The sequence below is a fragment of the Halobacillus aidingensis genome (assembly GCF_900104185.1).
In the GTDB taxonomy this organism is placed as follows: Bacteria; Bacillota; Bacilli; order Bacillales; family Halobacillaceae; genus Halobacillus; species Halobacillus aidingensis.
Map to the genome: position 1 here is coordinate 30,152 of NZ_FNIZ01000003.1, position 26,213 is coordinate 56,364.

General features: G+C 43.9%; 25 protein-coding genes. 22 read left to right on the plus strand and 3 right to left on the minus strand.

Annotated elements, in window-relative coordinates; genetic code table 11:
* Nucleotides 1–156 precede the first annotated feature (156 nt).
* Nucleotides 157–534 (minus strand): PilZ domain-containing protein, encoded by a 378-nt coding sequence (locus BLS23_RS03555; RefSeq protein WP_089651166.1) that lies wholly within the window; start codon nucleotides 532–534, stop codon nucleotides 157–159.
* A 223-nt stretch (nucleotides 535–757) separates the two neighbouring features.
* Here BLS23_RS03555 and BLS23_RS03560 point away from each other — a divergent pair, with 223 nt between their 5' ends.
* From BLS23_RS03560 to BLS23_RS03590, 8 genes are all read left to right on the plus strand, one after another.
* Entirely contained in the window at nucleotides 758–1,810 is a 1,053-nt protein-coding gene (locus tag BLS23_RS03560; protein WP_089651167.1) for a lactonase family protein, read from the plus strand.
* A 300-nt stretch (nucleotides 1,811–2,110) separates the two neighbouring features.
* Complete coding sequence (locus tag BLS23_RS03565; RefSeq protein WP_244157057.1) at nucleotides 2,111–2,719, plus strand: hypothetical protein; 609 nt, start codon at nucleotides 2,111–2,113, stop codon at nucleotides 2,717–2,719.
* A 182-nt stretch (nucleotides 2,720–2,901) separates the two neighbouring features.
* On the plus strand, nucleotides 2,902–3,066 hold the full coding sequence (locus BLS23_RS21665) for a hypothetical protein (RefSeq protein WP_167355998.1): 165 nt from the start codon (nucleotides 2,902–2,904) through the stop codon (nucleotides 3,064–3,066).
* A gap of 144 nt (nucleotides 3,067–3,210) precedes the next feature.
* On the plus strand, nucleotides 3,211–4,611 hold the full coding sequence (locus BLS23_RS03570; RefSeq protein ID WP_089651168.1) for a sigma-54 interaction domain-containing protein: 1,401 nt from the start codon (nucleotides 3,211–3,213) through the stop codon (nucleotides 4,609–4,611).
* A gap of 156 nt (nucleotides 4,612–4,767) precedes the next feature.
* Complete coding sequence (locus BLS23_RS03575; RefSeq protein ID WP_244157059.1) at nucleotides 4,768–5,580, plus strand: carbon-nitrogen hydrolase family protein; 813 nt, start codon at nucleotides 4,768–4,770, stop codon at nucleotides 5,578–5,580.
* Nucleotides 5,573–7,063: a sodium:solute symporter family protein gene (locus BLS23_RS03580; RefSeq protein WP_089651169.1), complete on the plus strand. Its 1,491-nt coding sequence runs from the start codon at nucleotides 5,573–5,575 to the stop codon at nucleotides 7,061–7,063. Before BLS23_RS03575 ends, BLS23_RS03580 begins: the two co-directional genes overlap by 8 nt.
* Nucleotides 7,064–7,309: 246 nt before the next feature.
* Nucleotides 7,310–8,425 (plus strand): M20 peptidase aminoacylase family protein, encoded by a 1,116-nt coding sequence (locus BLS23_RS03585; protein ID WP_089651170.1) that lies wholly within the window; start codon nucleotides 7,310–7,312, stop codon nucleotides 8,423–8,425.
* 90 nt (nucleotides 8,426–8,515) lie between these two features.
* The gene (locus tag BLS23_RS03590; protein WP_089651171.1) at nucleotides 8,516–9,442 is read left to right on the plus strand and encodes an aldo/keto reductase; all 927 of its coding nucleotides are present in this window, start codon (nucleotides 8,516–8,518) and stop codon (nucleotides 9,440–9,442) included.
* A 122-nt stretch (nucleotides 9,443–9,564) separates the two neighbouring features.
* Here the strand turns inward: BLS23_RS03590 and BLS23_RS03595 are convergent, their stop codons facing one another.
* Nucleotides 9,565–10,263 (minus strand): FadR/GntR family transcriptional regulator, encoded by a 699-nt coding sequence (locus BLS23_RS03595; protein ID WP_244157061.1) that lies wholly within the window; start codon nucleotides 10,261–10,263, stop codon nucleotides 9,565–9,567.
* 200 nt (nucleotides 10,264–10,463) lie between these two features.
* Between BLS23_RS03595 and BLS23_RS03600 the strand changes: the two genes are divergently transcribed.
* The 10 genes from BLS23_RS03600 (at nucleotide 10,464) to BLS23_RS03645 (ending at nucleotide 21,018) form a co-directional block, all read left to right on the plus strand.
* The gene (locus BLS23_RS03600) at nucleotides 10,464–11,834 is read left to right on the plus strand and encodes an FAD-binding oxidoreductase (protein WP_089651173.1); all 1,371 of its coding nucleotides are present in this window, start codon (nucleotides 10,464–10,466) and stop codon (nucleotides 11,832–11,834) included.
* A gap of 11 nt (nucleotides 11,835–11,845) precedes the next feature.
* Nucleotides 11,846–12,844: a TRAP transporter substrate-binding protein gene (locus BLS23_RS03605; protein WP_089651174.1), complete on the plus strand. Its 999-nt coding sequence runs from the start codon at nucleotides 11,846–11,848 to the stop codon at nucleotides 12,842–12,844.
* A 92-nt stretch (nucleotides 12,845–12,936) separates the two neighbouring features.
* On the plus strand, nucleotides 12,937–13,398 hold the full coding sequence (locus BLS23_RS03610) for a TRAP transporter small permease (RefSeq protein WP_244157063.1): 462 nt from the start codon (nucleotides 12,937–12,939) through the stop codon (nucleotides 13,396–13,398).
* Nucleotides 13,379–14,644: a TRAP transporter large permease gene (locus tag BLS23_RS03615; RefSeq protein WP_089651175.1), complete on the plus strand. Its 1,266-nt coding sequence runs from the start codon at nucleotides 13,379–13,381 to the stop codon at nucleotides 14,642–14,644. The genes BLS23_RS03610 and BLS23_RS03615 overlap by 20 nt, the downstream gene beginning before the upstream one ends.
* A 19-nt stretch (nucleotides 14,645–14,663) precedes the next feature.
* Nucleotides 14,664–15,731, plus strand: a complete 1,068-nt coding sequence (locus BLS23_RS03620; protein ID WP_089651176.1) for a tartrate dehydrogenase — start codon at nucleotides 14,664–14,666, stop codon at nucleotides 15,729–15,731.
* A gap of 11 nt (nucleotides 15,732–15,742) precedes the next feature.
* Nucleotides 15,743–16,498: an SDR family NAD(P)-dependent oxidoreductase gene (locus tag BLS23_RS03625; RefSeq protein WP_089651177.1), complete on the plus strand. Its 756-nt coding sequence runs from the start codon at nucleotides 15,743–15,745 to the stop codon at nucleotides 16,496–16,498.
* Between the two features lie 20 nt (nucleotides 16,499–16,518).
* Nucleotides 16,519–17,955, plus strand: coding sequence for an aldehyde dehydrogenase family protein (locus tag BLS23_RS03630; protein ID WP_089651178.1), 1,437 nt, complete (start codon nucleotides 16,519–16,521; stop codon nucleotides 17,953–17,955).
* Between the two features lie 85 nt (nucleotides 17,956–18,040).
* A complete protein-coding gene (locus tag BLS23_RS03635; RefSeq protein ID WP_244157065.1) occupies nucleotides 18,041–18,328 on the plus strand; it encodes a YhdT family protein in 288 nt (95 codons plus the stop codon).
* A complete protein-coding gene (gene panF / locus BLS23_RS03640; RefSeq protein WP_089651180.1) occupies nucleotides 18,325–19,797 on the plus strand; it encodes a sodium/pantothenate symporter in 1,473 nt (490 codons plus the stop codon). The genes BLS23_RS03635 and panF overlap by 4 nt, the downstream gene beginning before the upstream one ends.
* Nucleotides 19,798–19,800: 3 nt before the next feature.
* Nucleotides 19,801–21,018: a M20 family metallopeptidase gene (locus BLS23_RS03645; protein ID WP_089651181.1), complete on the plus strand. Its 1,218-nt coding sequence runs from the start codon at nucleotides 19,801–19,803 to the stop codon at nucleotides 21,016–21,018.
* Nucleotides 21,019–21,082: 64 nt separating this feature from the next.
* Here the strand turns inward: BLS23_RS03645 and BLS23_RS03650 are convergent, their stop codons facing one another.
* On the minus strand, nucleotides 21,083–21,952 hold the full coding sequence (locus BLS23_RS03650) for an immunoglobulin-like domain-containing protein (RefSeq protein WP_089651182.1): 870 nt from the start codon (nucleotides 21,950–21,952) through the stop codon (nucleotides 21,083–21,085).
* 134 nt (nucleotides 21,953–22,086) lie between these two features.
* On the opposite strand from BLS23_RS03650, the gene BLS23_RS03655 reads away from it, so the two are divergent.
* From BLS23_RS03655 to BLS23_RS03670, 4 genes are all read left to right on the plus strand, one after another.
* Nucleotides 22,087–22,509, plus strand: a complete 423-nt coding sequence (locus BLS23_RS03655; RefSeq protein ID WP_089651183.1) for a hypothetical protein — start codon at nucleotides 22,087–22,089, stop codon at nucleotides 22,507–22,509.
* 161 nt (nucleotides 22,510–22,670) lie between these two features.
* Entirely contained in the window at nucleotides 22,671–24,281 is a 1,611-nt protein-coding gene (locus BLS23_RS03660; protein ID WP_244157067.1) for an ATP-binding protein, read from the plus strand.
* The gene (locus BLS23_RS03665) at nucleotides 24,262–24,936 is read left to right on the plus strand and encodes a response regulator (RefSeq protein WP_089651185.1); all 675 of its coding nucleotides are present in this window, start codon (nucleotides 24,262–24,264) and stop codon (nucleotides 24,934–24,936) included. The genes BLS23_RS03660 and BLS23_RS03665 overlap by 20 nt, the downstream gene beginning before the upstream one ends.
* Before the next feature lie 247 nt (nucleotides 24,937–25,183).
* The gene (locus BLS23_RS03670) at nucleotides 25,184–26,191 is read left to right on the plus strand and encodes a tripartite tricarboxylate transporter substrate-binding protein (protein WP_089651186.1); all 1,008 of its coding nucleotides are present in this window, start codon (nucleotides 25,184–25,186) and stop codon (nucleotides 26,189–26,191) included.
* Nucleotides 26,192–26,213 lie beyond the last annotated feature (22 nt).

A 26,213-nucleotide genomic window follows, 5' to 3' on the forward strand; every position in this document is an offset into this window, starting at 1 on the left:
CCACACGCCTTTTACCGCGGTGTGTGGAGGGACATAAGGAATTATTGGTTTTATTTGGTTCAGGGTAGAAAGGTTTGCAGGGATCCTGTTTTATAAAATGAGAAGGCGGGGAAGTTAATAGGAAAAGAAGCCTTTGCTCTGCCAAGCAGGCGTTGTTTATATTTCATTCCTATTGTCGTGGTTGCTGGCGTAAACCTTGAGCGCTTCGACCAACCCTTTCCTTTCCGTTTCATCCAAGTCTATATAGATCCCATAATTGTACCCAGCGATTTTTTTCTTCCAAACGACAGTCCCGGGTAGGTGGAAAGGTCGTTTATTCAGGTGAAAGCTGATGGACAATTTGACCTCATGCCCATCACTATGAGGGAGGTCTAAGCTTGTATTTAACTTCATCCCGTTTGGGCTGATATTTATGATCCGTGCCTCACCTTTTGAAGTGTTTACCTCTTTCCTGCCAACTCTAAGAATACGGAAAAAAGCGTGGAGCGGTTCTTTGAACTCATAGCGGAAGTAATCTTTCCTTTTATATCTCATGATCCTACCTCCCAGTCTGTTCGTTTTCACCTTTGTATGTTCATCATACGTCCCTGCGATTTGGATGACAAGATATGGATGTACCGTTAAGGTAATGAAAACCCGGGTATAGATAAGGGGGAAATGGAAGTGATTTAGAAGTGAAACCGTTTATGAGATAATGAAAGAGAACCGTCGATCTGATAGGATATGTTAATACAACCGATATAAAGGAGTTTTCGTAATGGCAAAGTTTGTTGGATATGTTGGAACATATACGAAACAGGATAGTAAAGGTGTATATCAATTCACGCTGGATACAGACACCAAAGCATTGAAAGATGTAAAATTAGCTGCTGAGTTGGGAAACCCGACGTATGTAACCGTGAGTGACGATCAGAAAAATCTATATGCCGTCACAAAAGAAGGAGAAAACGGTGGCGTTACGGCTTTTTCCATTCAAGGTGAAACGGGTGAATTAACAAAATTAAATATCCAAACCGCTGCTGGATCACCGCCGTGTCATGTGAGTGTCGATCATGATAAGAACACGGTGGTAACGGCGAATTATCATACAACGAATATTGTCTCTTACTTAACAAATGAAGATGGATCTTTGAATCCAGCAACTACCGTGGTTGAACACGAGGGGACCGGTCCGCATGAGCGCCAGGAAAAACCTCACATGCATTATGCAGGTTTCACACCAGATGAAAAATACGTGATCGCGATCGACCTTGGAAGTGACCGCGTCATCACTTACGCAGCTGATCAAGGGGACTTAACTCAGGTTCAAGTATTCAACACAGCGCCAGGCAGTGGACCAAGACATATCACTTTCCATCCGAACCAAAAATACGCGTACGTCATGACAGAGCTGAGTTCAGAAGTTCTTGTGCTTCACTATGATGAGAAAGATGGTAGTTTCACAGAACAACAAGCGATTAAAACGATTCCAGAAGACTTTAACGAAACGAATGACGGAAGTGCGATCCATATTTCTTCAGATGGACAATTTGTGTACGCTGGAAATCGCGGACATAATTCCATCGCTGTATATAAAGTGGATCAAGATTCTGGCCAGTTAACGTTTATCGAATGGACTTCAACAGAAGGAAACTGGCCTCGTGACTTTGTATTGGATCCTTCTGAAGAATTTTTGATTGCTACAAACCAGAAATCAAATACGATGACATTGTTTGAAAGAGATAAGGAGACAGGGAAGTTGTCTCTTGTTCAATCGGATGTACATGTTCCGGAACCGGTTTGTGTAAAGTTTATCGGCGAAAATAAGTAAGTCTCGATCAGGTAAGAGGGTCTGACACCATAAATCGTGTAGGTTCTTTTCGATGACCGTTTCTTTGATTTAGTCACGTTAAAGAATAGCGTATCATCAACGCTTTATTGTTGATGATACGCTATTTTTGTATTTTATATCCATAAGCATTAATCTTAAAAGAAGGAAGTCATTTGAATTATATCCCATCAGAAAGCATTACATTTATTCGCGGTGAAGGTCTCAAGGTGTTTGTCATGCTTTCAAGGAGAAGAAAGTATAAAGTTAAAGTAATGATCCCTTTAAAAGGAGAGTGGTCAAGTGACGATACGGAAAAGCATATTTTTCATCAGTTGGATTGCTTTTATTGCGTATGCGGTTTACTTCGCTCCAAATGGTAACCAAGGATACCTCCATCAATTGATGACCATGGATGATCCGGATCCTTTTTTATTAATGGTGTTTAGTTTTCTTGGGATCTATCCGCTTGTTTTCTCTGCCTTGCTTCTTGGAGAAGATGATAGCCGCTTGCCGCTATGGCCTTTTGTTGCAGGGATGTTCATGTTCGGAGCCTTCGCGTTAATGCCATATTTCTTTCTATCAGAAGGAAAAACTTCAAGACAACGAAGAACCCCAAAGTGGTTATTGAAAGGAATACAATCGGTCTTATTCTACATCTTTTTAATTATTGGAACCGTTGCTTTATTCTTATATGGGGTGATCCAAGGTAACTTTCATCTTTATCTCGAAGCTTTTCAGACTTCTCAATTTGTACATGTAATGACGATAGACTTCTTTATACTAACGTTTTTGTCGTCCTTCGTTATTTACTGGAGGGAACGAAAGAATGGTCAGGTTAACCAGCTTCATTGGCTTGGGTTCATGCCGATAGTGGGGGCTATCCTATATTTGATAAAGAAAAGGAAATAGCTGCGAATGCAGCTATGAGGTAATTAACGAATGAATTATGTTACCTTGTTTAGGTTATCCCTATAGTGGGTATTATTCATTTAACGTCATAAAAAGAGAAAAAAGGTCAATAATTGACAAAAGAGACTTTGAGAGATAGTTTTTTTTGAGTGGTAAATTATTTATAGAAAGTAGGGAAAACAATGAGAGAAGATATGCTGAGAGTTCTCGATCAAAGAGATTATCTAGTAAAAGAGAATCAACGTCTTCAAGAAGAGTTGGAGCAAGAGCGTATGAAGGTTCTCCAGATGAAACAAGAACAAGAAGCACAACAGAAAAAACAAGCTCTTTCATCAATGGGAGCATAAAAGAATAATTCGGATGGGACTCAAACGGATGAAGCATCAGTCTTCACTGGTTTGAGTTTTTTTGTGGTTCCTTCCAAACTCTACTTTCTTGTTATCCTTTCATGATAAAATAACAGAAAATTCTAAAATGGTAGGAGGTCTTTTATGGTTTCTACAAGTAGCAGTGAAGACCAGTGGGACTCTGAACAAATGTATTTAGATTTAAAAGCCGTCTTTGAATCCAGTTTCGATGTCATTTATGTTACGGATGGGGATGGTAAGACTTTGCGTGTCAGTGATTCTGCAAAAATGCTATGGGGAATCGAGCCGAAGGAGTTAGTGGGTAAATCCGTTTATGAGCATGAAAAGAATCATGTGTTTGATCCATCTGTCGCTGCTCTTGTTTTGGAAAAGAAAGAGAAAGTCCAAACCATTCAGACAACGAAAACCGGCAAGAGACTTTTGGTTGTCGGAACGCCCATTAAAGATGAAGAAGGAAAGATTGTGAGGGTCATCAACACTTCCAGAGATGTAACTAAAGAAAATGAATTGGAGATGGAAGTGAAGAAGACGAGAAACCTTTTAGAAGGATATAAAAGACAAATGGAACAGTTGAAAGAAAAAGAGGAACAAGACCATACCATCATACATAAGAGTAAAAAAATGCAGGAGGTATTGATGCTGTCGAAGAAAGTGGCCCAGGTGGATTCTACGGTCCTGATCACTGGGGAATCGGGTGTGGGTAAGGAAGTGATTGCTTCTTTTATTCATCAATGCAGCCCGAGGAAGGACAAGCCTTTCATAAAGGTTAATTGTGGGGCAATCCCTCGCGAATTACTTGAATCTGAATTGTTTGGATATGAAGGAGGGGCTTTTACAGGTGCGAAGAAAGGGAAGAAAATCGGGATGTTCGAAGCTTCTGATGGAGGCACGTTATTCCTTGATGAGATCAGTGAGCTTCCGTTAGACCTGCAAGTGAAATTGTTGAGAACATTGCAGGAAAAAGAAATCCAAAGGGTTGGAAGTACAAAGACGATTAAAATAGATACACGAATCTTGGCAGCCACAAATCGTAATCTATCACAATTGGTAGAAGAGGGAGAATTTAGAGAAGACCTCTTTTATAGAGTCCACGTGCTTCCCATCCAAATTCCCCCTTTAAGAGATCGGAAAGAAGACATTCCTCCATTGGCTCATCATTTCTTGGAACAATTCAATAAAAAATACCATACAGAGTTGAGATTTTCTTATACTGCTGTGGAGGAAATCATGAATCAACCTTGGAAAGGGAACGTCCGGGAGTTACAAAACTTTGTTGAAAGAATTGCCGTCTTCACAGATGAAAAAGAAATAAGCAATGAAAGCTTTCCATTTTATCAGAACGTTCAATCAAACCATGGAGAAGTGGTCAAAGTCCATGCACTTATTCCTTTCCGAGAAGCTAGGAGACTAGTGGAAGACCAGTTGCTGGCTCTCGCGAAAGAGAAATGTTCAACAATGAATGAAATGGCAAAAGTTTTAGGTGTCAATCAATCGACGATTAGTAGACGAATGAAAAAAGAATAGGTCGTAAATATGCATCCATGCAAATGATCTTGCATGGATGCATATTTATTTATCTACTTATTTATCTATCGATTGAAAAATGACTGCTTTGTAAGGATTTAGAAAATTGGCACGATTCTTGCTTGTATATAACCGAAGAAGAAAGGAGGAGTGTAGGTGAATAATTGCATAAAAGTAGCAGCGGTACAGATGAATTGTGTCCTCGGCCACAAAGCGGAAAACTTAAAGAAAGCGGAAAGGCTTATTAGGGAAGCTTCAAGTGAAGGAGCTGATATTGTAGCTTTGCCAGAGCTTTTCAACACGGGTTATCGAGTGGAAGAAGTCGATCATCATTTGGCAGAAACCATTCCAGGACAAACCACCGATTGGATGATGGACATATGTAAGCAATGTAGCATTTACCTGATTGGATGTATTCTAGAAGAGTCCGATATTAGAGGGAATGTCTATGACACAGCGTTTATTGTCGGCCCTGAAGGAGTCATAGGAAAACAACGGAAAAGGTACTTATGGGATAAAGAGAAACAGAGGTTTATGAAAGGGAGGGAGCCCCTGCAAACGTTCAAGATTGGAGATTTAAACGTAGGGTTACAGATTTGCTATGAAATAGGTTTTCCGGAACCAGCGAGAGAATTAAGTTCCAGTGGAGTAGATGTCCTTTTTTACCCTTCGGCGTTTGGAAAACCACGAAATCATATATGGGAAATCGCCTCTCGGTCAAGGGCTGCTGAAAATGGGACATACGTTGTAGCTTGTAATCGGACAGGCACCGAAAAAGAAGAGACGGTTTTTGCAGGGAATTCAAGAATTGTAGATCCTTCGGGAACTGTTGTTGCGAATGCGGAGCAAGAAGATGAAGTCATATTCAGTGACATCGACATTGATGAAATCATCCGCCAAAGGAAGGCTGTTCCTTACCTTCGCGATTTAGAGCCAAATGATGCCAAAGGAGTTGAGCAGAATGGCTGAGGTACAAATCATGATGTGGATCGGCTTGGTTCTGTTATTAATTATAATCGGTTATTTAGGTTATCTCGGTTACAAAAAGACCAATACCGTTTCTGATTTTTCCATCGCTGGTGAATCCCTGGGACCTGTTATTTTAGGACTAGCATATGCGGCAACATTCTTCAGTGCTTCCACTTTTATTGGTTATCCTGGATGGGCGTATCAATGGGGTTTTTCTTCCATATGGATTTTTTTGACGCTCATAATTGCTTCTCCACTAGGGTTGATTGTCGTAGCTAAACGAGCGAGAAAAATGAATATGACACAAAAGTCACTCTCCTTAGCGGATTGGCTGGGAGATCGGTACAATAGTGACTTTATAAGAGTCGGGACAGCTTTAGTGTGCTTATTCAACATCTTTTATATTGCTGCTCAATTCGCAGCAGGAGCATGGATTTTCAATACGTTGTTGGATATTCCTTATACAATTGGATTAATCATTATTGCCGTTTTAGTTGTCGCCTATGTGTACACAGGGGGATCCTATGCAGATATTTACACGGATGCTGCGCAGGCAGTACTCATGGCCATCATGGGTGTGCTTGTTTTCATCTCTGTATTTTGGATGTTCCCAGGAGGGCTTACGGAAGGGTTTACTTCCATTTCTCAAACACTGGCCGATAGGGATCCTTCAATGGTTTCGCTCATTAACCCTTCTTCTATCGTGTTCTATTCCGTTCCCGCTATTATTGGGGCCTTTATTATCCAATTTGCTTTCTCTTCGCAACCGCAACTATTTAATAAGGTCCTTGCTTTGAAAGATCCACGGGACATGAGAAAAATGATTATGGTTTATGTCTTTGCCTCTTTCTGTTTTATCCTTGTTATTTTTGGAGGTCTATTTGCATCAGTAACAGTGACGGTAGATGAGATCGACCAGGCGATTTTAAGTTATGTATTACAGGCATTTCCACCAATTGTAGCTGCATTTCTCGGTATTGTCGTCATTGCCGCTGCCATGTCTACCACAGATGGAATCTTTGTCGTCATGTCTACATTGGTCGCGAATGATATCTATAGAAAGTTCCTTGTCCCTAGAGGTTACGTGAAAGCTACTCAAGAGCAAGCCGATCGTACTGCTTTGAAAATCAGTCGTTATTCTGTACTGGTTGTAGGGGTCATTTCCTTTATCTTAGTCCTGAATCCTCCTGCTTCAATTGGGATGTTCATCTGGATTGGGATTTCAGGAGTTGCCTCAGGAACGCTTGGCCCACTTCTCGTTGGGTTGTTTTTCCCTAACATTGCGACCACTTCAGCAGCGAAGATTTCCCTCGTTTCCGGTGTAGGAGCATATGTGCTGATTATCATTTTGAACTTTGAGAAGAGTACAATGGCCGCGGGCGCTTGGGCTGTACTTGTTGGCGTCTTTGCCATGTTGGTCGCAGGTTATATGACGAAGAATAAAGAAGCTTCATTAGACTCAGATGTAAGAGAAACGATGTAAGGAGGGAAAGATATGTGGGTCAATGAAATGATGACCATATGGTTGTACGGTTCAATTTTCGCAATCATCATGATTGTGGTATTACTCTTTACCATGTATAAACCTGATGAATATGAGGATGATCAAAAATAGAGGGCTGATCTACTCCTCCTTACTTAGTGAATAGTAGGGAGGAGTTTTTATGTTATAAAACGTATTTGTAAGGTAGAAGGAAAGAAGGGAAATCATAATAGAAGGAGTGGACGTATGGAAAACCTAGGTTACCCATCGATTAAAAGCATCTACAAACACTTACATCAGCATCCAGAAATCAGCTGGCAAGAAAATAACACGACCGACTACATAGAAAGACTTTTAGAAAAAACAAGCTTCAGACTTCAACGTTTTGTTGATTGTCCTGGGTTGGTCGCAGAACTCGGTCAAGGAAAGCCATGTGTGGCCCTCAGTGCAGATATGGACGCTCTTTGGCAGGAAGTGGACGGAGAATTCAGAGCGAATCATTCATGTGGCCATGATGCCCACATGTCGATCGTACTTCATGCTCTCTTTGCATTGGAAGAGAAACAAGCGGAATGGAAAGGGACGTTGCGCGTCATTTTTCAACCAGCAGAGGAAACGATTGAAGGCGCTCTTGCTATGGTAGAAAAGGGAATCGTGGATGATGTTGATTACTTTTTCGGTCTCCATTTGAGACCAATCCAAGAATTGCGTTCAGGAGAGTTTGCCCCAGCCATTCAGCACGGGGCTGTACAGTTTCTTGAAGGACGAATTGAAGGGGAAGATGCTCATGGAGCAAGACCACATCTAAATAAAAATGCGATTGAGTTAGGTGCGGAAATGGTGCAATTGCTCAATAATATCCACATGGATCCAAGCGTGCCGCATTCGGCAAAAATGACATCATTTCACAGTGGAGGGAAAAGTACCAACATTATTCCAGGTCGAGCAACGTTTTCCATTGATGTAAGAGCCCAGACGAATGAAGTTATGGATGATTTGGTGACTAAAATAAAATCTGCAAGTCATGCATTATCAAACTTGCATGGTATAAGTATTGAGGTAGACAAGAAGGCACAAGTTCCGGCGGCGGTGATTAGTGAGGAAGCAGCAGATTATTTGGAACAGGGGATCCTCAAGGTCATGGGAAAAGGTGCTTTAAAACCGGCTATTCAGACGACAGGAGGGGACGATTTTCATTTTTATACGATTCAAAAACCAGAGCTGAAGGCCTCAATGCTTGCTGTGGGTTGTGATTTGAAGCCAGGACTGCATCATCCTCATATGACATTTGATCAAAGCGTCATGACAGATGCTTCTCGTGTGTTAGTAGAGACAGTACTTGGAGTCTTAGGAAACCGATAAGAAGTCACTCTGCATTCTATTGTTTCTGTTGGAAAAGGATGTGGTAAACAATGTAAGGACACGAACTTTTTCAAGGGAGATGTAAAAGTAATGAAAAAGACACAGTTAGGAAAGTCAGACTTACATGTGAACCCGATCGGACTTGGAACGAATGCCGTAGGTGGCCATAACATTTATCCCAACTTGGATGAAGAAGCTGGAAAAGATGTCGTCCGCACAGCTTTGAATCATGGAATGAATTTCTTGGATACAGCATTCATCTATGGGCCTGAACGTTCCGAAGAACTGGTAGGAGAGGTCATGAAAGAGTATAAAAGGGATGAAATTGTTCTCGCAACAAAGGGAGCACACCAATTCAAGGGAGAAGATGTCGTTTTCAACAATGAACCTTCCTTCTTGAAAAAATCTGTGGAAGACAGCCTTCAGCGCTTGAGCACGGATTATATCGATCTCTTCTATATCCATTTTCCTGACGATAAGACACCGAAGGACGAAGCGGTGGGTGCATTGAAAGAGTTGAAAGATGAAGGGAAAATACGGTCCATTGGGGTTTCGAACTTCTCGGTTGAGCAACTGAAAGAAGCAAACAAAGATGGCTATGTGGATGTCATCCAAGGGGAGTACAATCTTTTCAAGCGCGAAGCGGAAAAAGAAATGCTGCCTTATACAGCGGACAATCAAATCTCATTCGTCCCTTACTTCCCATTTGCATCGGGTCTTCTGGCTGGAAAATATGATAAGAATACGACGTTTGATGACTTCCGCGCGAAGAATCCTCTTTTCCAGGGAGAGAACTTTAAACAGAATTTAGCTAAGGTGGATCAGTTGCGTCCTATAGCGGAAGAGAAGAGAGTGGAGGTTCCTCATATTGTATTGGCCTGGTACTTGAATCAACCATCTATTGATGCTGTCATCCCCGGGGCGAAGCGTACGGAACAGGTCGTTGATAACTTGAAAACGTTGGATGTGCAATTGACCGATCAAGATGTTTCAAAAATTAGCGAGATTTTTTCGTAAGTAGATTTGTTCAAAGATTGATATGAAGATGAAAAGCGTTCACCTCTGGTTGGCTAAGAGGTGAACGTTTTTTATGGCATTTGCTGTGGGACGTAACCGCATCAGCATGCGCTGTTTCTTTTTTAATCTTTAATCATATCCTCGTTATTCTTGATCATCTGAGTGACCGCTTCCTTCGGATCAAAGACCTTCTCCCCTTTCAAAAATTCCAGATGTTCTTTATGGGTAGCAAGGGTCCTTTCAATCCCATCCGGATCCTTGAAATGTACCATTTTCGGACGGATCAATTCATAGATGGTACGTCCAATTTCCATTGTAAACGGGTTTTCTGTTTCTTCTAAGATGGCATAGTGGAATTCTAAATCAATATCGACTAGCTCCTGGGGAGTCAAGTCAGGAGCCATCCGTTCCACTTGGGAACGATATACGGCTTCGATCTTGTCCAAATCTTTCTTTTCCTTTGTAATGACCATGTTCATCAACAGCATTTCAAAATGCTGGCGAAATTCGATGAGCTGTTCTAGGTTGTGACTGTGCATGATCAAACTGAAAACGAGTGGATTCATGGTCAGCTTAGAAGAGTTATCCGTAATGAACATACCCTCTCCTCGCTTGATTTGAATGACACCAATCGACTCCAGGATTTTTATTGCTTCCCGGACAGGTGTCCGGCTTACTCCTAATTGTTCGATCAGTTCCATTTCTGTCGGTAATTTATCTCCAGGTTTCAGCTTCCCCTCAATTAAATAGTCCTTGATTAAAGAAACAATCCCCATCGTCTTTGTTTGATTCGGGTGAATTCTGTTAAATGTAAGATTCAATAAAAACATCCTCATATAAAAGTATTTTAATATTTCAGAATTTTCCTTAGAAAGCATTTACATTGAATGAATATTCAGATAATATACTATATATAATACATCATACATATGATGTACTCGTCAATAGCTTTTATTTTTCGGTCATGTATGAAGATGATCTTCATTGAAGTTCAGGAAAAATTAAGGAAAGGAGGAGAAAGATGATAGAAGTCATTGAAGCGCTGATTCAAGCCACTTCAGAGGACCGGGTCACTACGAATAAGACGATTTTGGCCCAGCACGGAAAAGATGAGGTTTATTCAGAACCAAGGAACCCTGATGTAGTCGTTTTTCCAGTAACGAGTGAGGAAGTTTCAGCCATCATTGAAATAGCCAATGAATTTCAGGTTCCTGTCGTTCCATTCGGTCTTGGGACAAGCCTGGAAGGACATGTCATTCCTTACCATGGTGGGATAAGTCTTGATTTTTCATCGATGAATCAGCACATTGAAGTCAAACCTGATGACTTCCTTGTAACCGTGGATCCTGGTGTAACACGGTCGCAGTTGAATAAGAAGTTAAAGCCTTATGGTCTTTTCTTTTCTGTCGATCCAGGTGCAGATGCCACCCTTGGGGGAATGGCTGCTACGAATGCAAGCGGAACGACGTCTGTGAAATATGGAGTGATGAAAGACCAGGTGAGAAGCTTAGAGGTGGTGCTCCCAAATGGGAAGATCATTCAAACAGGGACACATGCCGCGAAGTCTTCCTCTGGATACCATTTAAGCAGCCTCTTTGTAGGGTCAGAAGGAACTCTCGGCTGCATCACAAAACTTACGCTTCAGGTCTACGGAATTCCTGAAACAATTGTCGCTGCCCGTGTATCTTTCAGGAATTTGAATCAAGCGGTGGATGCGGTAATTCAATTGTTATCAGCAGGTATTGAACTTGCAAGGGTGGAGCTTGTTGATGAGGCATCGATCAAACAAGTGAACGAGTCGAATGATAAAAATTTCAAAGAAGCACCGACCTTATTCATCGAATTTCACGGCAATGAAGCGAGTGTCCAGCATGACATTTCTTTTACTGAAGAGTTATTAGCTGATGCAGAAGGAATGGATATCGAGTTTGAAAAAGATGTGAAAGGCAGAAATGAGCTGTGGGAAGCTCGCCATAACCTCGCTTATTCTTTTGTCCATGGTCACCCGGGAAAGAAAATGATGGTCACAGATGTTTGTCTGCCGATCTCACAGTTAGCGATTGGCATCCAACATGCACGCGAACAAATGGATGCGCTTTCACTGGATGGTGCTTTACTTGGTCATGTGGGCGATGGGAATTTTCATGCGTTACTCATGATTGATTCCGATAATGTGGAAGAGAAGCGCAAAGCGGATCTCTTTAATGAAGCGATTGTCCACCATGCCCTTCGAAGAGGAGGGACATGTACGGGAGAACATGGCGTAGGAGTCGGAAAAATAAAATACCAGCAGTTGGAACATGGGGATTCACTTGAGGTGATGCACCAAATTAAACAGGTACTTGATCCAAATCAAATCATGAACCCTGGGAAGATCTTCGACAGGGTATAGGGGGCTGAGTAATGAAAAAAATTTCGTTCTGGTTGGTTTCTCTTTTGTTCTTGATGGTTTTGGCTGCATGTGGAAGTGATGATGCTTCTTCTGATGGTGGCGAAGAAACGTACACGCTTCAGGCTGGTCATTCTTTACCAGAGGATCACCCTTATCATTTAGGATTCCTTGAAATGGCAGAAAACGTTGAAGAACGAACAGACGGACGGGTGAAAATCGAAGTGTTCCCGAACAGTGAAATCGGAGCAGAGCGCGAACTTACGGAAGGGATGACACTTGGAACGGTAGACCTTGTTGTTTCATCAACCGCTCCTGTCACGAACTTTGTTCCAGAACTCGGAGTTCTTGATGCTCCTTTTATCTTTAAAAATCGTGAAGAGGCGGTCAGCGTCTTAGAAGGGGAAGTGGGAGATACGCTCTTTTCCAAAATGGAAGAGGAAGGAATCATCGGACTTTCCTGGGGTGAAAATGGCTACAGGCATGTTACGAACAGTGTGCGTCCGGTTGAAAAACCTGCCGATCTTGAAGGGCTGAAAATCCGTACCCAGGAAAATGAAATTCACTTGGCAGCTTTTGAAGAATTAGGAGCGCAGCCGACACCGATGGCTTGGACAGAGGCATTGACGGCCTTGCAGCAAGGAGTTGTAGACGCCCAGGAAAACCCGGCCATTGTCGCCGACCAGTTCAAACTTTATGAAGCCAACCAGGAATACATGACATTAACCGGCCACGTGTATTCTGTTGCCATTTATATGATGAGTCAGCAAACATACGATGAACTTCCGGAAGACCTCCGCGACATTGTTATGGAGGAAGGTCAGAAGGCCGGGGCGATGGAACGAGACATGATTGTAGAAATGGAAAAAGAGTCTCTTCAAACATTAAAAGATGAAGGAATGCAAATTATTGAAGAAGTCGATACCCAACCATTCCAAGATGCAGTAAAGCCTGTTTATGATCAAATCGAATACCAGGACTTATTGAACCAGATTCTTGATGCACAAGAGTGATGGGGAACTGGGGAAGAGATCCCTTCCCCTACCTCTTCATCCAGAGAGGAGGAGTTATCATCCAACCGTTCTTAAAGTACATAAACCTGGGGATGAAACATTTCCTGAATCTTTTGCTGGCTGTATTGACCGTTTCTGTATTTATGCAGGTGGTCTTCCGTTTTCTTATTGAACAACCGCTCGCATGGACCGAAGAATTGGCCCGGTACTGTCTGATTTGGATCACTTTCCTAGGAGCGGCTTACGCCATGTCACTACGGGCCCATCTAGGGGTGGAGTTTTTCGTTAATTCCTTTCCATTACTAGGTAGAAAAATCATGGCTGTCGTCGCATCTGTCGTCAGTCTTTCGTTTTTTTCTATTCTTGTCATCTATGGATTTCAGCTTGTTAGCAAATCGACGAGCCAAACTTCACCTGTTCTAGATTTACCGATGGGCTTTGTATATCTTGTCATTCCAATCAGCGGCATTTTTCTTATCATTAATTTACTTGCCAATACGATTGCAGATGTGTTGAAAAAGGAGGGCGAATCGAATGACGATCCTGCTCTTTAGTATCTTGATCCTCCTTTTTTTAATCAATGTCCCTATTGCTGTCACGCTTGGGATGGCGGCGACCATCGTTTTTCTGATTGAGGGAAACTTATCAATCATCGTCATTGTTCAGCGCATGTTCAATTCGGTCGACTCTTTTCCATTATTAGCGGTACCCTTTTTCATTTTAGCTGGAAAGCTGATGGAAAACGGCGGCATTTCCCGGCGGTTGATTCATTTTGCCAATGTCATCGTTGGACGAGTCAAAGGTGGATTGGCCATTGTTTCAATTGTGGCTTGTGCTTTTTTCGCAGCGATTTCAGGGTCAGCTGCGGCTACTACAGCTGCCGTTGGTTCTTTATTGATACCGGCGATGGTGAAAAAAGGCTATGACAAAAGCTTTTCGACTGCCTTGCAAGCGGCTGGAGGGACGGTAGGGATTATGATTCCTCCTAGTGTGCCCCTTGTTCTTTACGGCGTGACGGCTGGGGTTTCAATCAGTGATTTGTTCCTTGCGGGAATTGTTCCAGGAGTGTTGGTCGTCGGTTCCTTAATGGTTCTTGTCTTTTTCATTTCTGTAAAAGAGGGATATGGGGGCGGCGAGTCTCATTCCTTCAAAGAGTTTTTGAGAGCATTCGCGGATGCGATCTTAGCTCTTTTGATGCCTGTCATCATCCTTGGTGGTATCTATGGTGGGATTTTCACCGCGACAGAAGCGGCGGTTGTGGCTGTTGTTTACGGGTTGATTGTCGGCGTATTCATCTATAGAGAAATCAAACTTCCGGACTTGACTGAAATCTTTTCTTCTTCTGTCGTCATTTCAGCTGTCATCATGTTCATCATCGCGGGAGCTTCTGCTTTCGGCTATTACTTAACGCGTGAACGTATCCCCGCTCAATTGACGGAAGCGATGCTCGGAGTGACAGATAATTGGATCATCGCTCTCTTAATCATCAATCTCTTACTCATATTCGTCGGGATCTTTTTGGAGACTTCAGCAGCCATCATTATCCTGACACCGATTCTCGTTCCGATTGCCAACGCGATGGGCATTGACCTTACGCATTTCGGCATCATTATGATCGTCAATTTAGCCATCGGCTTTATTACGCCTCCTGTGGGCGTCAACTTATTTGTCGCTGCGAATATTGCGGGGACAAAATTTGAAAAGCTGGTCCGTGCGATCATTCCGTTCATCATCATTATGATTATCGATGTTCTGATTGTTTCCTTTTTACCATTCTTAAGCCTATGGTTCATTCAATAAAAAGACGAGGAGGGATTATATGAAAACTTATCGCTTAGCTGTACTGCCAGGAGACGGCATTGGTCCTGAAGTCGTGGAGGAAGGGATGAAAGTCTTGGACGCTTTAACCAAAGCGGATTCGTCCTTCCAGTTAGAGACCACATCCTTTGATTGGAATTCGGAATATTATTTGAAGCATAACCGCATGATGCCGGAAGACGGTCTGTCGACTTTGAAAGAGTATGATGCCATCTTCTTTGGAGCCATTGGTGACCGTCGTGTTCCTGAACACATCCCGATCTGGGACCTGATCATGCCGATCCGTAAAAACTTTCATCAATATGTGAACCTCCGCCCGATTAAACAATTGCCTGGAGTTCAGAGTCCCATTCAAACGGATGGACCTATAGACTTCTACGTCTTCAGAGAGAATGCGGAAGGGGAGTACTCCAACATCGGTGGTCGGTTATATCAGGAAACAACTGATGAACTGGCGATTCAAAATACGGTGATTACGAAAAAAGGGGTTCAACGCCTGGCCCGTTATGCGTTCGACTATGCTCAGAAGAACGGTGTTAGAAAGATTGTGAACGCAACGAAATCCAATGCGATTGTCCACTCGATGAGACTGTGGGATGAATCAGTCAAAGAAGTGGCCACGAACTACGAAGGCATAGCTGTCGATGATGTCTATATTGACGCCTTGGTTGCCCATTTAGTCCAGCGTCCGGAATCGTTTGAAGTCATCGTCGCTTCCAATTTATTCGGTGATATTTTAACAGACCTTGGAGCGGCGCTTGTCGGGGGATTAGGATTGTCCCCGTCCGCGAACTTAAACCCAGAAGGGGATTTTCCATCCATGTTTGAACCGATCCATGGTTCAGCTCCTGATATTACTGGAAAACAAATCGCCAACCCGATTGCGCAAATATGGTCGGCCGCTTTAATGTTGGAGCATTTAGGAAGAGATGACTTAGCTTTGGTCGTGATGAATGCCATTGAACAAGTGATAAAAACGAGGACAGCTTTGACTCCTGACATGGGAGGGAATGCGAAGACGTTTGAAACCGGAGATGCCATCGTCAAACAAATCTACCATCAGATGTAGGAGGAGAATCGATGAATTTTCAAAATAAAAATGTTGTCGTGACAGGGGCCAATGGTGGAATGGGGCAAGTTATTACGAAGCGGTTTTTAGAAGAAGGAGCGAAAGTAGCGGCTCTCGATCTGCGTGTCGATGAGGTGGAGAAGTGGAAAAGCGAATACGGCGATCAATTCGAGGTCATTTCCGCTAACCTTACAGAGGAAATAGAAGTGAGGGAGGCCGTCGAAAAAGCGACGGAATTCCTGGGACCTATCTCCATATTAGTGAATACTTTAGGAATCGCCCAGCCTGCGACACCGATTGATGAAGTGGAAGTCGCTGATTGGAATCGTTTATTGGCTGTGAATACGACTTCTTTATTCCTTATAAGCAAAGAAGTGGTAAAAGGAATGAGAGAGCAACGTGCTGGTGTGATCACCAATGTTGCTTCCATTGCTGCTGAACGTCCCCGACCTGGTTTGAATGCCTATGTCACATCAAAAGGAGGGGCGTTAGCTTTTACGAAAGCGCTCGCCATTGAACTAGCCGAATACAAAATCCGTGTGAATGCGATCAATCCTGGCCCGTCAGATACGAGTATGCTAGGGAAATTCAGCCCTGAAGGCGGAGACGTCGATCAGGTGAAAGAAGATACGTTTAAGAAAAGCGTACCTCTAGGTGAGTTGGTGACACCTGAAGATATCGCAGAAGCCGCGATGTATTTAAGCTCTGACGGGGCACGGATGGTGACAGGAAGCGTCTTGAACGTTGACGGAGGAAGAGGCCTTTAAAAAGAGGAAGGGGTGAAGGTATGAAGCACATGTATGTAAGTGGTGAATGGGTAGAGAGTGAGGATAAAAGAACGGTAGCCACGAAAGATCCAGCGACACAAGAAGTCATTGCAGAAGTACCAAGAGGCGGCAAAGAGGATGTTCATCGAGCTGTGCTTACCGCAAGGAAGACCTTTGAATCTGACGAATGGCAGGATTTTGCCGATGAAGAGCGCGGAAGGATTCTTTTTGACATGGCAGGGAGAATTAGAGCAGCGTCTGAAGAGTTGGCTCAACTGGAAACGAAGGATACAGGAAAGCCGATTTCTCAAGCCAGAGGTGATGTGGAAGCTGCCGCGCGCTACTTTGAATATTATGCAGGCATGGCTGACAAAATTTTTGGTGAAACCATCCCTATCCAGGCGGATGTATTGGATTACACGGTGAGGGAGCCTGTCGGAGTGACGGCCCATATCATCCCGTGGAACTACCCGATTCAAATCACTTCAAGAAGTACGGCCGCTGCCATTGCCACAGGAAATACTGTTGTCGTAAAACCGGCGGAAGATACGCCTCTCACAGCCTTGAAACTTGCGGAACTTTTTGATGAAACCTCTTTGCCTAAAGGAGTGTTCAATGTCGTTACGGGCTACGGAAAAGAAGCAGGGGACGCGTTGATCCATCATCCCGAGGTCAACCATATCACCTTTACCGGCTCTGTCCAGACGGGAAGGCTCGTCATGGAAGCAGGTTCAAAGAATATCGTTCCTGTCACGTTGGAGCTTGGTGGAAAGTCCCCGAATATCGTCTTTGAAGATGCCAACTTGGATGAGACCGCAAAGTGGGTCGTCAAATCGATTGTTCAGAATGCCGGCCAGACGTGTTCGGCTGGGTCACGCCTTCTCATACAAGAATGGGTAAAGGAAGAATTTTTACAACGAATCCAGAAACAAATGGAAAGCTTAAGTCTTGGGAGAGGGTTGGACGATCCTGACTTGGGACCCGTTTTGTCGCAGAAGCAATACGAGCGGATTGAAATGTTTCTAGACATTGCGAAGAAGGAAAACGCCTCGTTTGTAACAGGAGGCAAGCGTGTCCATGTGGATGGATGTGAAGATGGTCATTTTATTGCTCCGACGATCATTGATGGACTCGATCCCCACAGTGAAGTGGCGCAGGAAGAAATATTCGGACCAGTTCTCAGCGTGTTCACTTTTAAAGAAGAACAAGAAGCCATACAACTTGCCAATGACACCCCTTATGGATTGGTGACAGGTGTGTGGACGGAAAACATCGGACGAGCGCACCGTCTAGCCAGGAAAATAAGAGCCGGACAGGTATTCATCAATAACTATGGAGCTGGCGGAGGCATTCAGATGCCTTTTGGTGGATACAAAAAAAGTGGCTTTGGCAGAGAGAAGGGGCTTGAAGCGCTGAAAAACTATACGATTTTGAAAAATGTCGCAGTCAAGATGTAATCGCAATTTTCTTTGATCACCCTATGAATCAATGAAAACTTTTATCTTGGAAGTTTTCAACTCTATAAAAAAAGGAGATGGGGTCTTGGAAAAAGAAAGGAAGAAAAAACAGGATGACCGGTTCAGAATTGCCAACAGGGAAGCACTGATCGGAGTCGCTCTTGCTGTGTTCAACTTCATCTGGTGGTTTGCTTTCGCTTACGGTCTCGGAGATCGAACACCTGAAGACTATTCATACGTTTTCGGGTTACCTTCCTGGTTCTTTTACAGTTGTGTGTTAGGATTCATCATCATGGCTTTACTCGTCATTTTTGTCGTGAAGGTCTGGTTTGTGGAAGTGCCGTTTGATGAAGAGGATGGTGAACGAACATGAACACACCGGTCGTCATATCACTCGCTATTTTCCTTGTTTTGATTTTCGCCATCGGTTTTTGGTCGAGTCGTTCCCTTAAAAGTGCGACGGGAGATTCTTTCCTTCAGGAGTACTTCCTCGGAGGCAGGCAGCTCGGAGGATTCATTCTCGCCATGACGATGATTGCTACATATGGAAGTGCGAGCAGTTTCATCGGCGGGCCGGGGGTTGCTTACACCCAAGGTTTCGGCTGGGTGCTCCTTTCCATGTCCCAGGTAGCTACCGGGTATTTTGTCTTGATGATCCTCGGTAAAAAGTTTGCCATCATGGCCCGTCGATATAAGGCGGTCACACTCATCGACTACTTGAAAGGTCGCTATCAAAGCAAATGGGTCGTACTTACAGCTGCCTTCAGTATCATCGTTTTCCTTTTTTCCGCAATGGCTGCCCAGTGGGTCGGCGGAGCACGTCTGATTGAATCTCTTACTGGTTTGAATTATACGACTGCCTTGTTCATCTTTGCAGTTTCCGTTCTCGTCTATGTCATCATCGGTGGATTCAAAGCGGTCGCTCTTACCGATACGGTCCAGGGTGTCGTCATGTTCGGGGGAACGCTCATCTTGCTGATTGCGACGATCATGGCAGGAGGTGGAATCGACAACATCATGGCAGACCTTACAGCAGAGAATCCTAACCTCGTCACTCCGTACGGTGCCGATGGTGGGTTAAGCCCGACTTATGTATCCTCCTTCTGGATTCTCGTCGGTGTCGCTGTTGTCGGTTTGCCGCAAGTAACCGTTCGTGCCATGGCCTATAAAAACTCCCGTTCCATGCACCGAGCGCTCATTATTGGAACGATTGTTGTAGGATTCATCATGCTGAACATGCACTTGATTGGTGTATTCGCACGTCCGATCCTTCCTGGTATTGAAGTCGGGGACAAAGTCATGCCTTTAATTGCTCAGGAGGTGCTGCCGCCATGGCTTGCCGGTATTGTTTTAGCTGCTCCGATGGCAGCCATCATGTCCACGGTGGATTCCTTGCTGCTCCTTGTCAGCTCTGCTGTTGTGAAAGATGTGTATTTAAATTACATTAAACCGGATGCTTCGCATACACGAGTGAAGCGAATGAGCTTTGGTGTTACAGCCATCCTTGGGATTTTAGTTTTCCTTATGGCTTTAAGCCCTCCGGATTTATTGATTTGGCTGAACCTGTTTGCCTTCGGGGGACTTGAAGCGACCTTTATTTGGCCTGTGGTTCTTGGACTTTATTGGGATGGCGGGAATAAATACGGGGCGCTTGCATCGATGGTCGTCGGGATTGCTTCCTATATCATCGTCGACCAATTTTTCCCGAGTTTATTCGGTATGCATAACGTTGTTGTCCCAATTCTCCTTTCCTTTATCGCCTTTGTCTCCATTAGTTTATTGACCAAATCGCTCATTCAAAATCAATCCATTTCTCATGACCAATTAGAGAGGAGCATGTAATTTATGTCCCATACACAAATCGAAACGAGAAAAATTCGTGATCGAAAACGGGTCATTTCTTTAACTCAAGAGCTTGTTCGTATCCCAAGTGTATACAGACCTGGAGTTGAGGGTGGGAATGAGGAAAAAGCGGCTCATTATGTGGCTGACCATCTGAAAAAGCTTGGCATCGAAGTTCATGTGGAGGAAGTGGAACCTGGGCGGCCGAACGTCATCGGGGTGATCGACTCAGGAAAGCCCGGACCGACGCTTTTATTTGAGGGGCACACGGATGTCGTGACGGAAGGAGATCATGAATCCTGGACATACGATCCCTTCGGTGCTGAGATTGTTGGGGAGCGGATGTACGGCCGAGGTACGAATGATACGAAAGGGAACCTCTCCTGCATGATTACGGCTGTCCAATCGCTCCTGGAAGATCAAGAAGAATGGTCCGGGAAAATTATATTATGTATCCCCTGTGACGAAGAGGGAATGATGATCGGAATCAAACACTTTATCAAGCAAGGCTGGGCCGATGCCGTAGATGGAGCTATTATTTGCGAACCTGAGGAAAACCAAGTGTGCATCGCCCAGCGCGGAGCTATGAGAGTGGTTTTGAATGCGTACGGAAAAATGGCTCATGGAGCGATCTCATGGAGTGGCATCAACCCGAACTGGCGGATAGCGAAAATCATCGTAGAATTAGAGAAACTGGAAAAACGGGAGCAAGAGCGGCTCGGTAAGCACCCAACTCTAGGCTGGCCCAGTATTACCCCGACGATCTTACAATCGCCGGCCAAAGGGGACGCCCAGATCAATGTCATACCGGAACAATGCATGACAACGCTGGATATCCGCACCGTTCCTGGTCAGGACCATGAGGTATTGAAAGAAGAGCTACAGCAAATATTAGATCGACTTGCCAAGGATGATCCGGATTTCAAAGCAGATTATACGGTCATTGAAGATCGTCCTTGGACATCGACGGAGAAAGATGAACCTGTCGTCACCGCTATTTCTGAAGCGGTCCGTTCTGTTTTGAAAAAAGAACCGGTGTACAACGGCGTTCCTGGTGCGACGGACGGTACATTTTTACATGTAGCCGGTGTGCCGATTGTAACGATTGGAGCAGGAGATCGTGAAGTACCACATCAAATCGATGAATATGTGGATATCGATGAACTAGCAGAAACAACGGAAATCTATAGGCAAGCCGCTTTGAATTTCTTGAACTCATAAAAAGTAGAGCCTTGGATCTATTGGTTCCAGGGCTCTACTTTTATATAATATTAAGTTGTTTTTATTATTGGATATTAAATTCAGCAGCCAATCCTTCTTCCACTTCGGTGTCGGAAACACCCAGACGCTTGATGATTTGGTGTTTTCCTTTTTCAAGATCGTAGGATTCGAGTTTGACAGTATGGGTAGTTGATTCTTTTGGAAGCAGAATATATTCCATAGCTACGACTGCTTCTGGTCCTTCGACAGTCTCCCATGCCTCATTCTCATAAGATTGAATGATGAACCTGGCCCCATAACTTAACCTGGAAGGACCGAAATTGGTGATTCTGAAATCCATCGTGTCGGTGGGAGAGTAGGAAGTCTTGTCGATAGAAACTTCTGCATTCACTTCAGGCTCGGGTGTTACATAGACAATACCGACATAAGTATCGATGACCTCTCCATTCCCGTTCATCATCTCTGCACTAAGGGAATAAAGTTGGTCTCTTTTTTCCGGGAGGGTGGCGACGAGTCCTTTCTCGCCTTCTTTGTACGTCACTTCTTTTACCTTAGCCATTTTCTCTAATTCTTTCGTCCGTTCAATCAGTTCTACTTTGACTGTATGTTCTTCTGGGATCCCTTCTATGTATGTTCCTTGTTCTTCTCCAGGTTGGTTGATTTGAAAATCAGCAATCGGGGCGATCATATTGCTACTGTTAAACCCTTCCCCTGTTTTCGACCCATATCCTGTTTTTTCTAAGATTTCTTCTTCTGTGTAAGGAAAGCGTTCCGTGAACATATACTTACTAGAATCAGGTTCTCCCATTTGACTGGGGATCGCTTCACTATATGGATTGCCCGAGGTTTCTTTGGTCGTCATGCTTTCATAAATCCATAACCCAAATACCGCTATAATACAGATGGTTATGATGCTGAACAGCGTTTTTAGCATTAGACAAATCCCCTTGGTTTTCTTCAATTGTATCACATGGAATATATTACTAGGCTTGGAGTTTGTTATGGGAATTTATGCTAAAATAAAATTAAATGTAAGGCGCCGTTAGTTAACTAAGAATGGAGGCTTTTATGAAGAAATACTTGGAAGGAACAGGGATGACCGCATTCTTTTATGTTCTTGTTCTGATGGTTGGCTACTTTGTGGACACAAGGTTTGTGGGCGGATTTGAGGTATCGGGTATTTTCATTGGAGCACTTACTGTAACCATCCCCTATATCCTGTTAGGCGTGTTTTCGAGTATCATTCTTGGGGAGAGAAGTTCGTTGAAAAGTGTGATTCGTCTGGGTCTTTTTGTCATTATAGTGGAAAGGTTAGCTGTATATCTTATAGGATTTACTCACTTCCTGCGGGATGTTGGACCAAGAGAGCCTGTGTGGTTGATTGGACTGCCCTATTACACACCTGTTTATATATTCTTCGGTGGGGTTGTTAGTCTGCTATTATACATCGTGGTGGCGAGCCTTCAACGAAAGAATGTGAAAGCCGCTTAATAAAAGAGAGGATAAAGAAACGTCTGGATGCTTCTTTATCCTTTTTTTATGAGGAAAAAAGAGTAGGGGAGTTTTCAGAAGATGAAAAATTCAGAATTTATCAATCTCTAGAATCTTCTCCTATGTTACGATAGATTGAGATAACGTTTTCATAGGTGGAGATGTCAGTGAAAGTTTCCCTGCGCACGAAAATTATGGTGTTGATTTTGTCGTTACTTGTTTTGGTGATCGGGCTGTTAGCCGGTGTTTTTGCTTATATGGAAAAAAGAGATGTCGAAGATCAGATGGGACAGCTCGCTCTCCAGGTCGCGAGTACCGTTTCTTTTATGCCTTCCATTAAAGAAGCGTTCGAAACAGAGAACCCATCTGAAGTCATTCAGCCGATCGCTTTGAGTGTGCAGGAGGAGTCGGGGGCGGAGTTTGTTGTGATCGGAAATAAGGAGAGCATCCGTTATGCCCATCCGGACGAATGGAAAATCGGCAGGCGTATGGTCGGTGGAGACAACGAACGGGCGCTGAAGAACGGCGAGTATTACATATCAAAAGCAGAAGGTACGCTTGGACCTTCGTTAAGGGGAAAAGCGCCGATCATAGGTGAAAATGGGGATATTATCGGCATCGTCTCGGTCGGTTTTTTGCTTGAGGACGTTCGTTCCATTGTGTGGAATAAGCTTGAGAATGTCTTTGGTGTCGCAGTCCTTGTATTAGTGGTCGGGGCTGTCGGAAGCCTTTTACTGGCGCGGAGCATAAGAAAAGATACGCTTGGCCTGGAGCCTTATGAAATTACTTCCTTTTACCAAACGCGTGAAGCGATTCTGTCTTCTATTAAAGAAGGGATTATATCCATTGATGCAGCGGGCCGGGTGACGATGATCAACCAGTCGGCCATTGAATTGTTGAACTTGTCCGAGGGAGCCGAGGGACGTTTGATTTCTGAGGTTTTTCCGAATACACAAATGCTCAAGGTGCTGGAAACAGGAAATGCGACCAGGGACGAAGAGATGATTTTGCTGGATAAGGTCGTCATCGTCAATCGAACTCCGATTAAGCATGAAGGGCAGGTAGCCGGAGTCGTTTCCAGTTTTCGTGATAAGACAGAAGTCAGAAACATGGTTCAGACGTTGTCGGAAGTGAAAAGGCACTCGGAAAGTCTGCGCTCCCAGACGCACGAGCATGCCAACAAGATGTATGTGCTGCTCGGGCTTTTGCAGTTAGGGAAACAGGAAGAGGCGAGGGGTATGATCGAAGAAGATTTCCATATGTCTCAAAAGCATCAAGTTATGATTTTTGACCGGATCCAGGATGAAACGGTTCAGGCAATCCTGACGGGGAAAATGAGTACAGCCTCTGAGCAGAAAGTGGACTTCATCATTCAGGAAGATTCGGAATTACGGCGCGTTCCCCAACATATCACAAGGACGGAGTTAGTCACAATGTTAGGCAACATGATCGATAATGCTTTTGAAGCGGTGAGTGGTCAAAAGGAGAAGAAAGTCGAGTTTTTTGTGACGGATGTCGGCCAAGATATCGTTTTTGAAGTGTCAGATAACGGGCCGGGCATACCTGAAGATGTGTACACTTCCCTGTTTGTCAGAGGTTTCTCAACGAAAGAAGGAGATCATCGAGGGTATGGTCTTCATAATGTGAGGGAAATTGTCGAGCGCCTCTCAGGGACCATGGAAGTGGATGATAGTGATGCTGGTGGTGCTGTGTTCTCGATCTTTTTACCAAAACATACAGGAGGTGGACCTGATGAAGGTGATGATCAGTGAAGATGATTTCAGGGTGGCTGAACTGCATGCGCAATTTTTGCGAGTGGTTGATGGTGTACAAGTTGTCGGCAAAGCTTTGAATGCTGAAGAGACTTTAGAGATGCTTGAGGAACAACATCCGGATCTTCTTTTGTTGGATGTGTATATGCCTGATCAGTTAGGCGTCGACCTCCTGCATGACATTCGTTCGATCGCTCCACATACGGATGTGATCATGATTACCGCCGCGAAGGAAAAAGAGATTGTGGAAAAGGCGCTGAAGTATGGTGTGTTCGACTATATCATTAAGCCGATCACGATGGAACGATTTCAAGAGACGATTGAAAACTATCAGGAGCGGAAAAAGCGGATGGCTCAAATTGAGACGTTCGATCAGGAAGCTGTCGATCAGTTGATCAAGTCTTCCAATGAAGCGGCCGCCACTACCATATCTGTTCCTAAAGGCATCGATCCGCTGACGCTTGAAAAGGTGGAAAGGATGCTGTCTGATGCGCGGGAAAATGGATTGACTGCTGAACAGGCAAGCGGGCAGATGGGAGCATCAAAAACAACTGCTCGGAGGTATCTTGAGTACTTGATCAGTATTGGGAAAGGCAAGGCTGAGATGAACTACGGAAAAGTCGGTCGGCCTCAGAGGAAATACTATAGAGGATAAGCTAAGGAGAAACTCGTCATTAGGACGAGTTTTTTTATTGGATTGAAAGGCATGGATAAAACTGTAAGACCTGGTCATCCAATTCTTGGATGACCAGGTCTTACAGTTTCTTACATATTAACTCTCGTGAATTTTATTTGATTAATTGATTTTATGCTTTTAATTTTGATTATTTTGAAAACGATTACATTTAGACCTGTTTCTTATAAACTATCATCAAATAGCAAGAAGAGAGGGGATTCATTATATGAAGAAGCATTTATGGATGATGGGTAGTTTACTAATTGTTTTGTTCTTAGCTGCTTGTGGCGGCGACTCTTCGGAAACGAGTGGAGACGGGGGCGATGGCGAATGGACGCCGGATAAAAATATCGAAATCGTCGCGCCTGCGGGTGCCGGCGGTGGCTGGGATACGACTGCTCGTTCTGTCGGAAAAATCCTTGAAGAAGAAGGCATCACCGAGCAGAACGTCGGTGTCGTCAACAAAGAAGGTGGCGGTGGAGCTGTCGGTTGGTCTTACATAAACAGTACGAACAACCCACACAACATTTTCGTTTCTTCTCCTCCACTGATCTTCGTCCCATTGAACGGACAGTCGGATTTGTCACATGAAGATTTTACACCACTTTCCAACATGATTGCAGACTATGCCGCTTTTGCTGTCGCAGATGATGCCAAGTGGCAAGACTTGAACGAGCTGTTTGAAGATATGAAAAACGACCCTTCCAGCGTAACGGTCGTCGGAACGTCTTCTCCTGGTTCGATGGACCATATGCAATTCGTCACTATTGCTAAAGAAGCGGGTGTCGATATTCAAAAAATCAAGTACGTTTCTGCTCAAGATGGCGGAGGGATGACACAAATCCTGAACGGGAGCGCTGACGTTTATTCTACAGGAATTGCTGAAACCGTCGAACAAGTAAAAGCCGGAAAAGTTCGTGTGCTAGGAATTACAGCAGAAGAACGCTTGGATGGTGAAGTGCTTGAAGACTTCCCGACAGCGAAAGAGCAGGGCATCGATGCCACGTTTGTAAACTGGAGAGGCTTCTTCGGACCTGGAGATATGACCGAAGGACAAGTCGCTTATTATGAAGAAAATCTGAAAGAAGTCAGTGATTCGGAAGCATTTGCGGAAATCCGTAACAACTACGGTTGGGACGAAATGTACATGAATAGTGAAGAATACAGCCAGTTCCTTGATGAACAAAGAGAACAACTTGGAAGCTTAATGGAAGAGCTTGGTTTGAATCAATAATAGATAGGAAGGGTCTGTACGC

What these genes read in the sequence shown, in the direction of transcription:
- BLS23_RS03555 (WP_089651166.1), bottom strand. Translation starts at nt 534, where the DNA reads ATGAGATATAAAAGGAAAGATTACTTCCGCTATGAGTTCAAAGAACCG.
- BLS23_RS03560 (WP_089651167.1), top strand. Translation starts at nt 758, where the DNA reads ATGGCAAAGTTTGTTGGATATGTTGGAACATATACGAAACAGGATAGT.
- BLS23_RS21665 (WP_167355998.1), top strand. Translation starts at nt 2,902, where the DNA reads ATGAGAGAAGATATGCTGAGAGTTCTCGATCAAAGAGATTATCTAGTA.
- BLS23_RS03570 (WP_089651168.1), top strand. Translation starts at nt 3,211, where the DNA reads ATGGTTTCTACAAGTAGCAGTGAAGACCAGTGGGACTCTGAACAAATG.
- BLS23_RS03580 (WP_089651169.1), top strand. Translation starts at nt 5,573, where the DNA reads ATGGCTGAGGTACAAATCATGATGTGGATCGGCTTGGTTCTGTTATTA.
- BLS23_RS03585 (WP_089651170.1), top strand. Translation starts at nt 7,310, where the DNA reads ATGGAAAACCTAGGTTACCCATCGATTAAAAGCATCTACAAACACTTA.
- BLS23_RS03590 (WP_089651171.1), top strand. Translation starts at nt 8,516, where the DNA reads ATGAAAAAGACACAGTTAGGAAAGTCAGACTTACATGTGAACCCGATC.
- BLS23_RS03600 (WP_089651173.1), top strand. Translation starts at nt 10,464, where the DNA reads ATGATAGAAGTCATTGAAGCGCTGATTCAAGCCACTTCAGAGGACCGG.
- BLS23_RS03605 (WP_089651174.1), top strand. Translation starts at nt 11,846, where the DNA reads ATGAAAAAAATTTCGTTCTGGTTGGTTTCTCTTTTGTTCTTGATGGTT.
- BLS23_RS03610 (WP_244157063.1), top strand. Translation starts at nt 12,937, where the DNA reads ATGAAACATTTCCTGAATCTTTTGCTGGCTGTATTGACCGTTTCTGTA.
- BLS23_RS03615 (WP_089651175.1), top strand. Translation starts at nt 13,379, where the DNA reads ATGACGATCCTGCTCTTTAGTATCTTGATCCTCCTTTTTTTAATCAAT.
- BLS23_RS03620 (WP_089651176.1), top strand. Translation starts at nt 14,664, where the DNA reads ATGAAAACTTATCGCTTAGCTGTACTGCCAGGAGACGGCATTGGTCCT.
- BLS23_RS03625 (WP_089651177.1), top strand. Translation starts at nt 15,743, where the DNA reads ATGAATTTTCAAAATAAAAATGTTGTCGTGACAGGGGCCAATGGTGGA.
- BLS23_RS03630 (WP_089651178.1), top strand. Translation starts at nt 16,519, where the DNA reads ATGAAGCACATGTATGTAAGTGGTGAATGGGTAGAGAGTGAGGATAAA.
- panF (WP_089651180.1), top strand. Translation starts at nt 18,325, where the DNA reads ATGAACACACCGGTCGTCATATCACTCGCTATTTTCCTTGTTTTGATT.
- BLS23_RS03645 (WP_089651181.1), top strand. Translation starts at nt 19,801, where the DNA reads ATGTCCCATACACAAATCGAAACGAGAAAAATTCGTGATCGAAAACGG.
- BLS23_RS03650 (WP_089651182.1), bottom strand. Translation starts at nt 21,952, where the DNA reads ATGCTAAAAACGCTGTTCAGCATCATAACCATCTGTATTATAGCGGTA.
- BLS23_RS03655 (WP_089651183.1), top strand. Translation starts at nt 22,087, where the DNA reads ATGAAGAAATACTTGGAAGGAACAGGGATGACCGCATTCTTTTATGTT.
- BLS23_RS03660 (WP_244157067.1), top strand. Translation starts at nt 22,671, where the DNA reads ATGTCAGTGAAAGTTTCCCTGCGCACGAAAATTATGGTGTTGATTTTG.
- BLS23_RS03665 (WP_089651185.1), top strand. Translation starts at nt 24,262, where the DNA reads ATGAAGGTGATGATCAGTGAAGATGATTTCAGGGTGGCTGAACTGCAT.
- BLS23_RS03670 (WP_089651186.1), top strand. Translation starts at nt 25,184, where the DNA reads ATGAAGAAGCATTTATGGATGATGGGTAGTTTACTAATTGTTTTGTTC.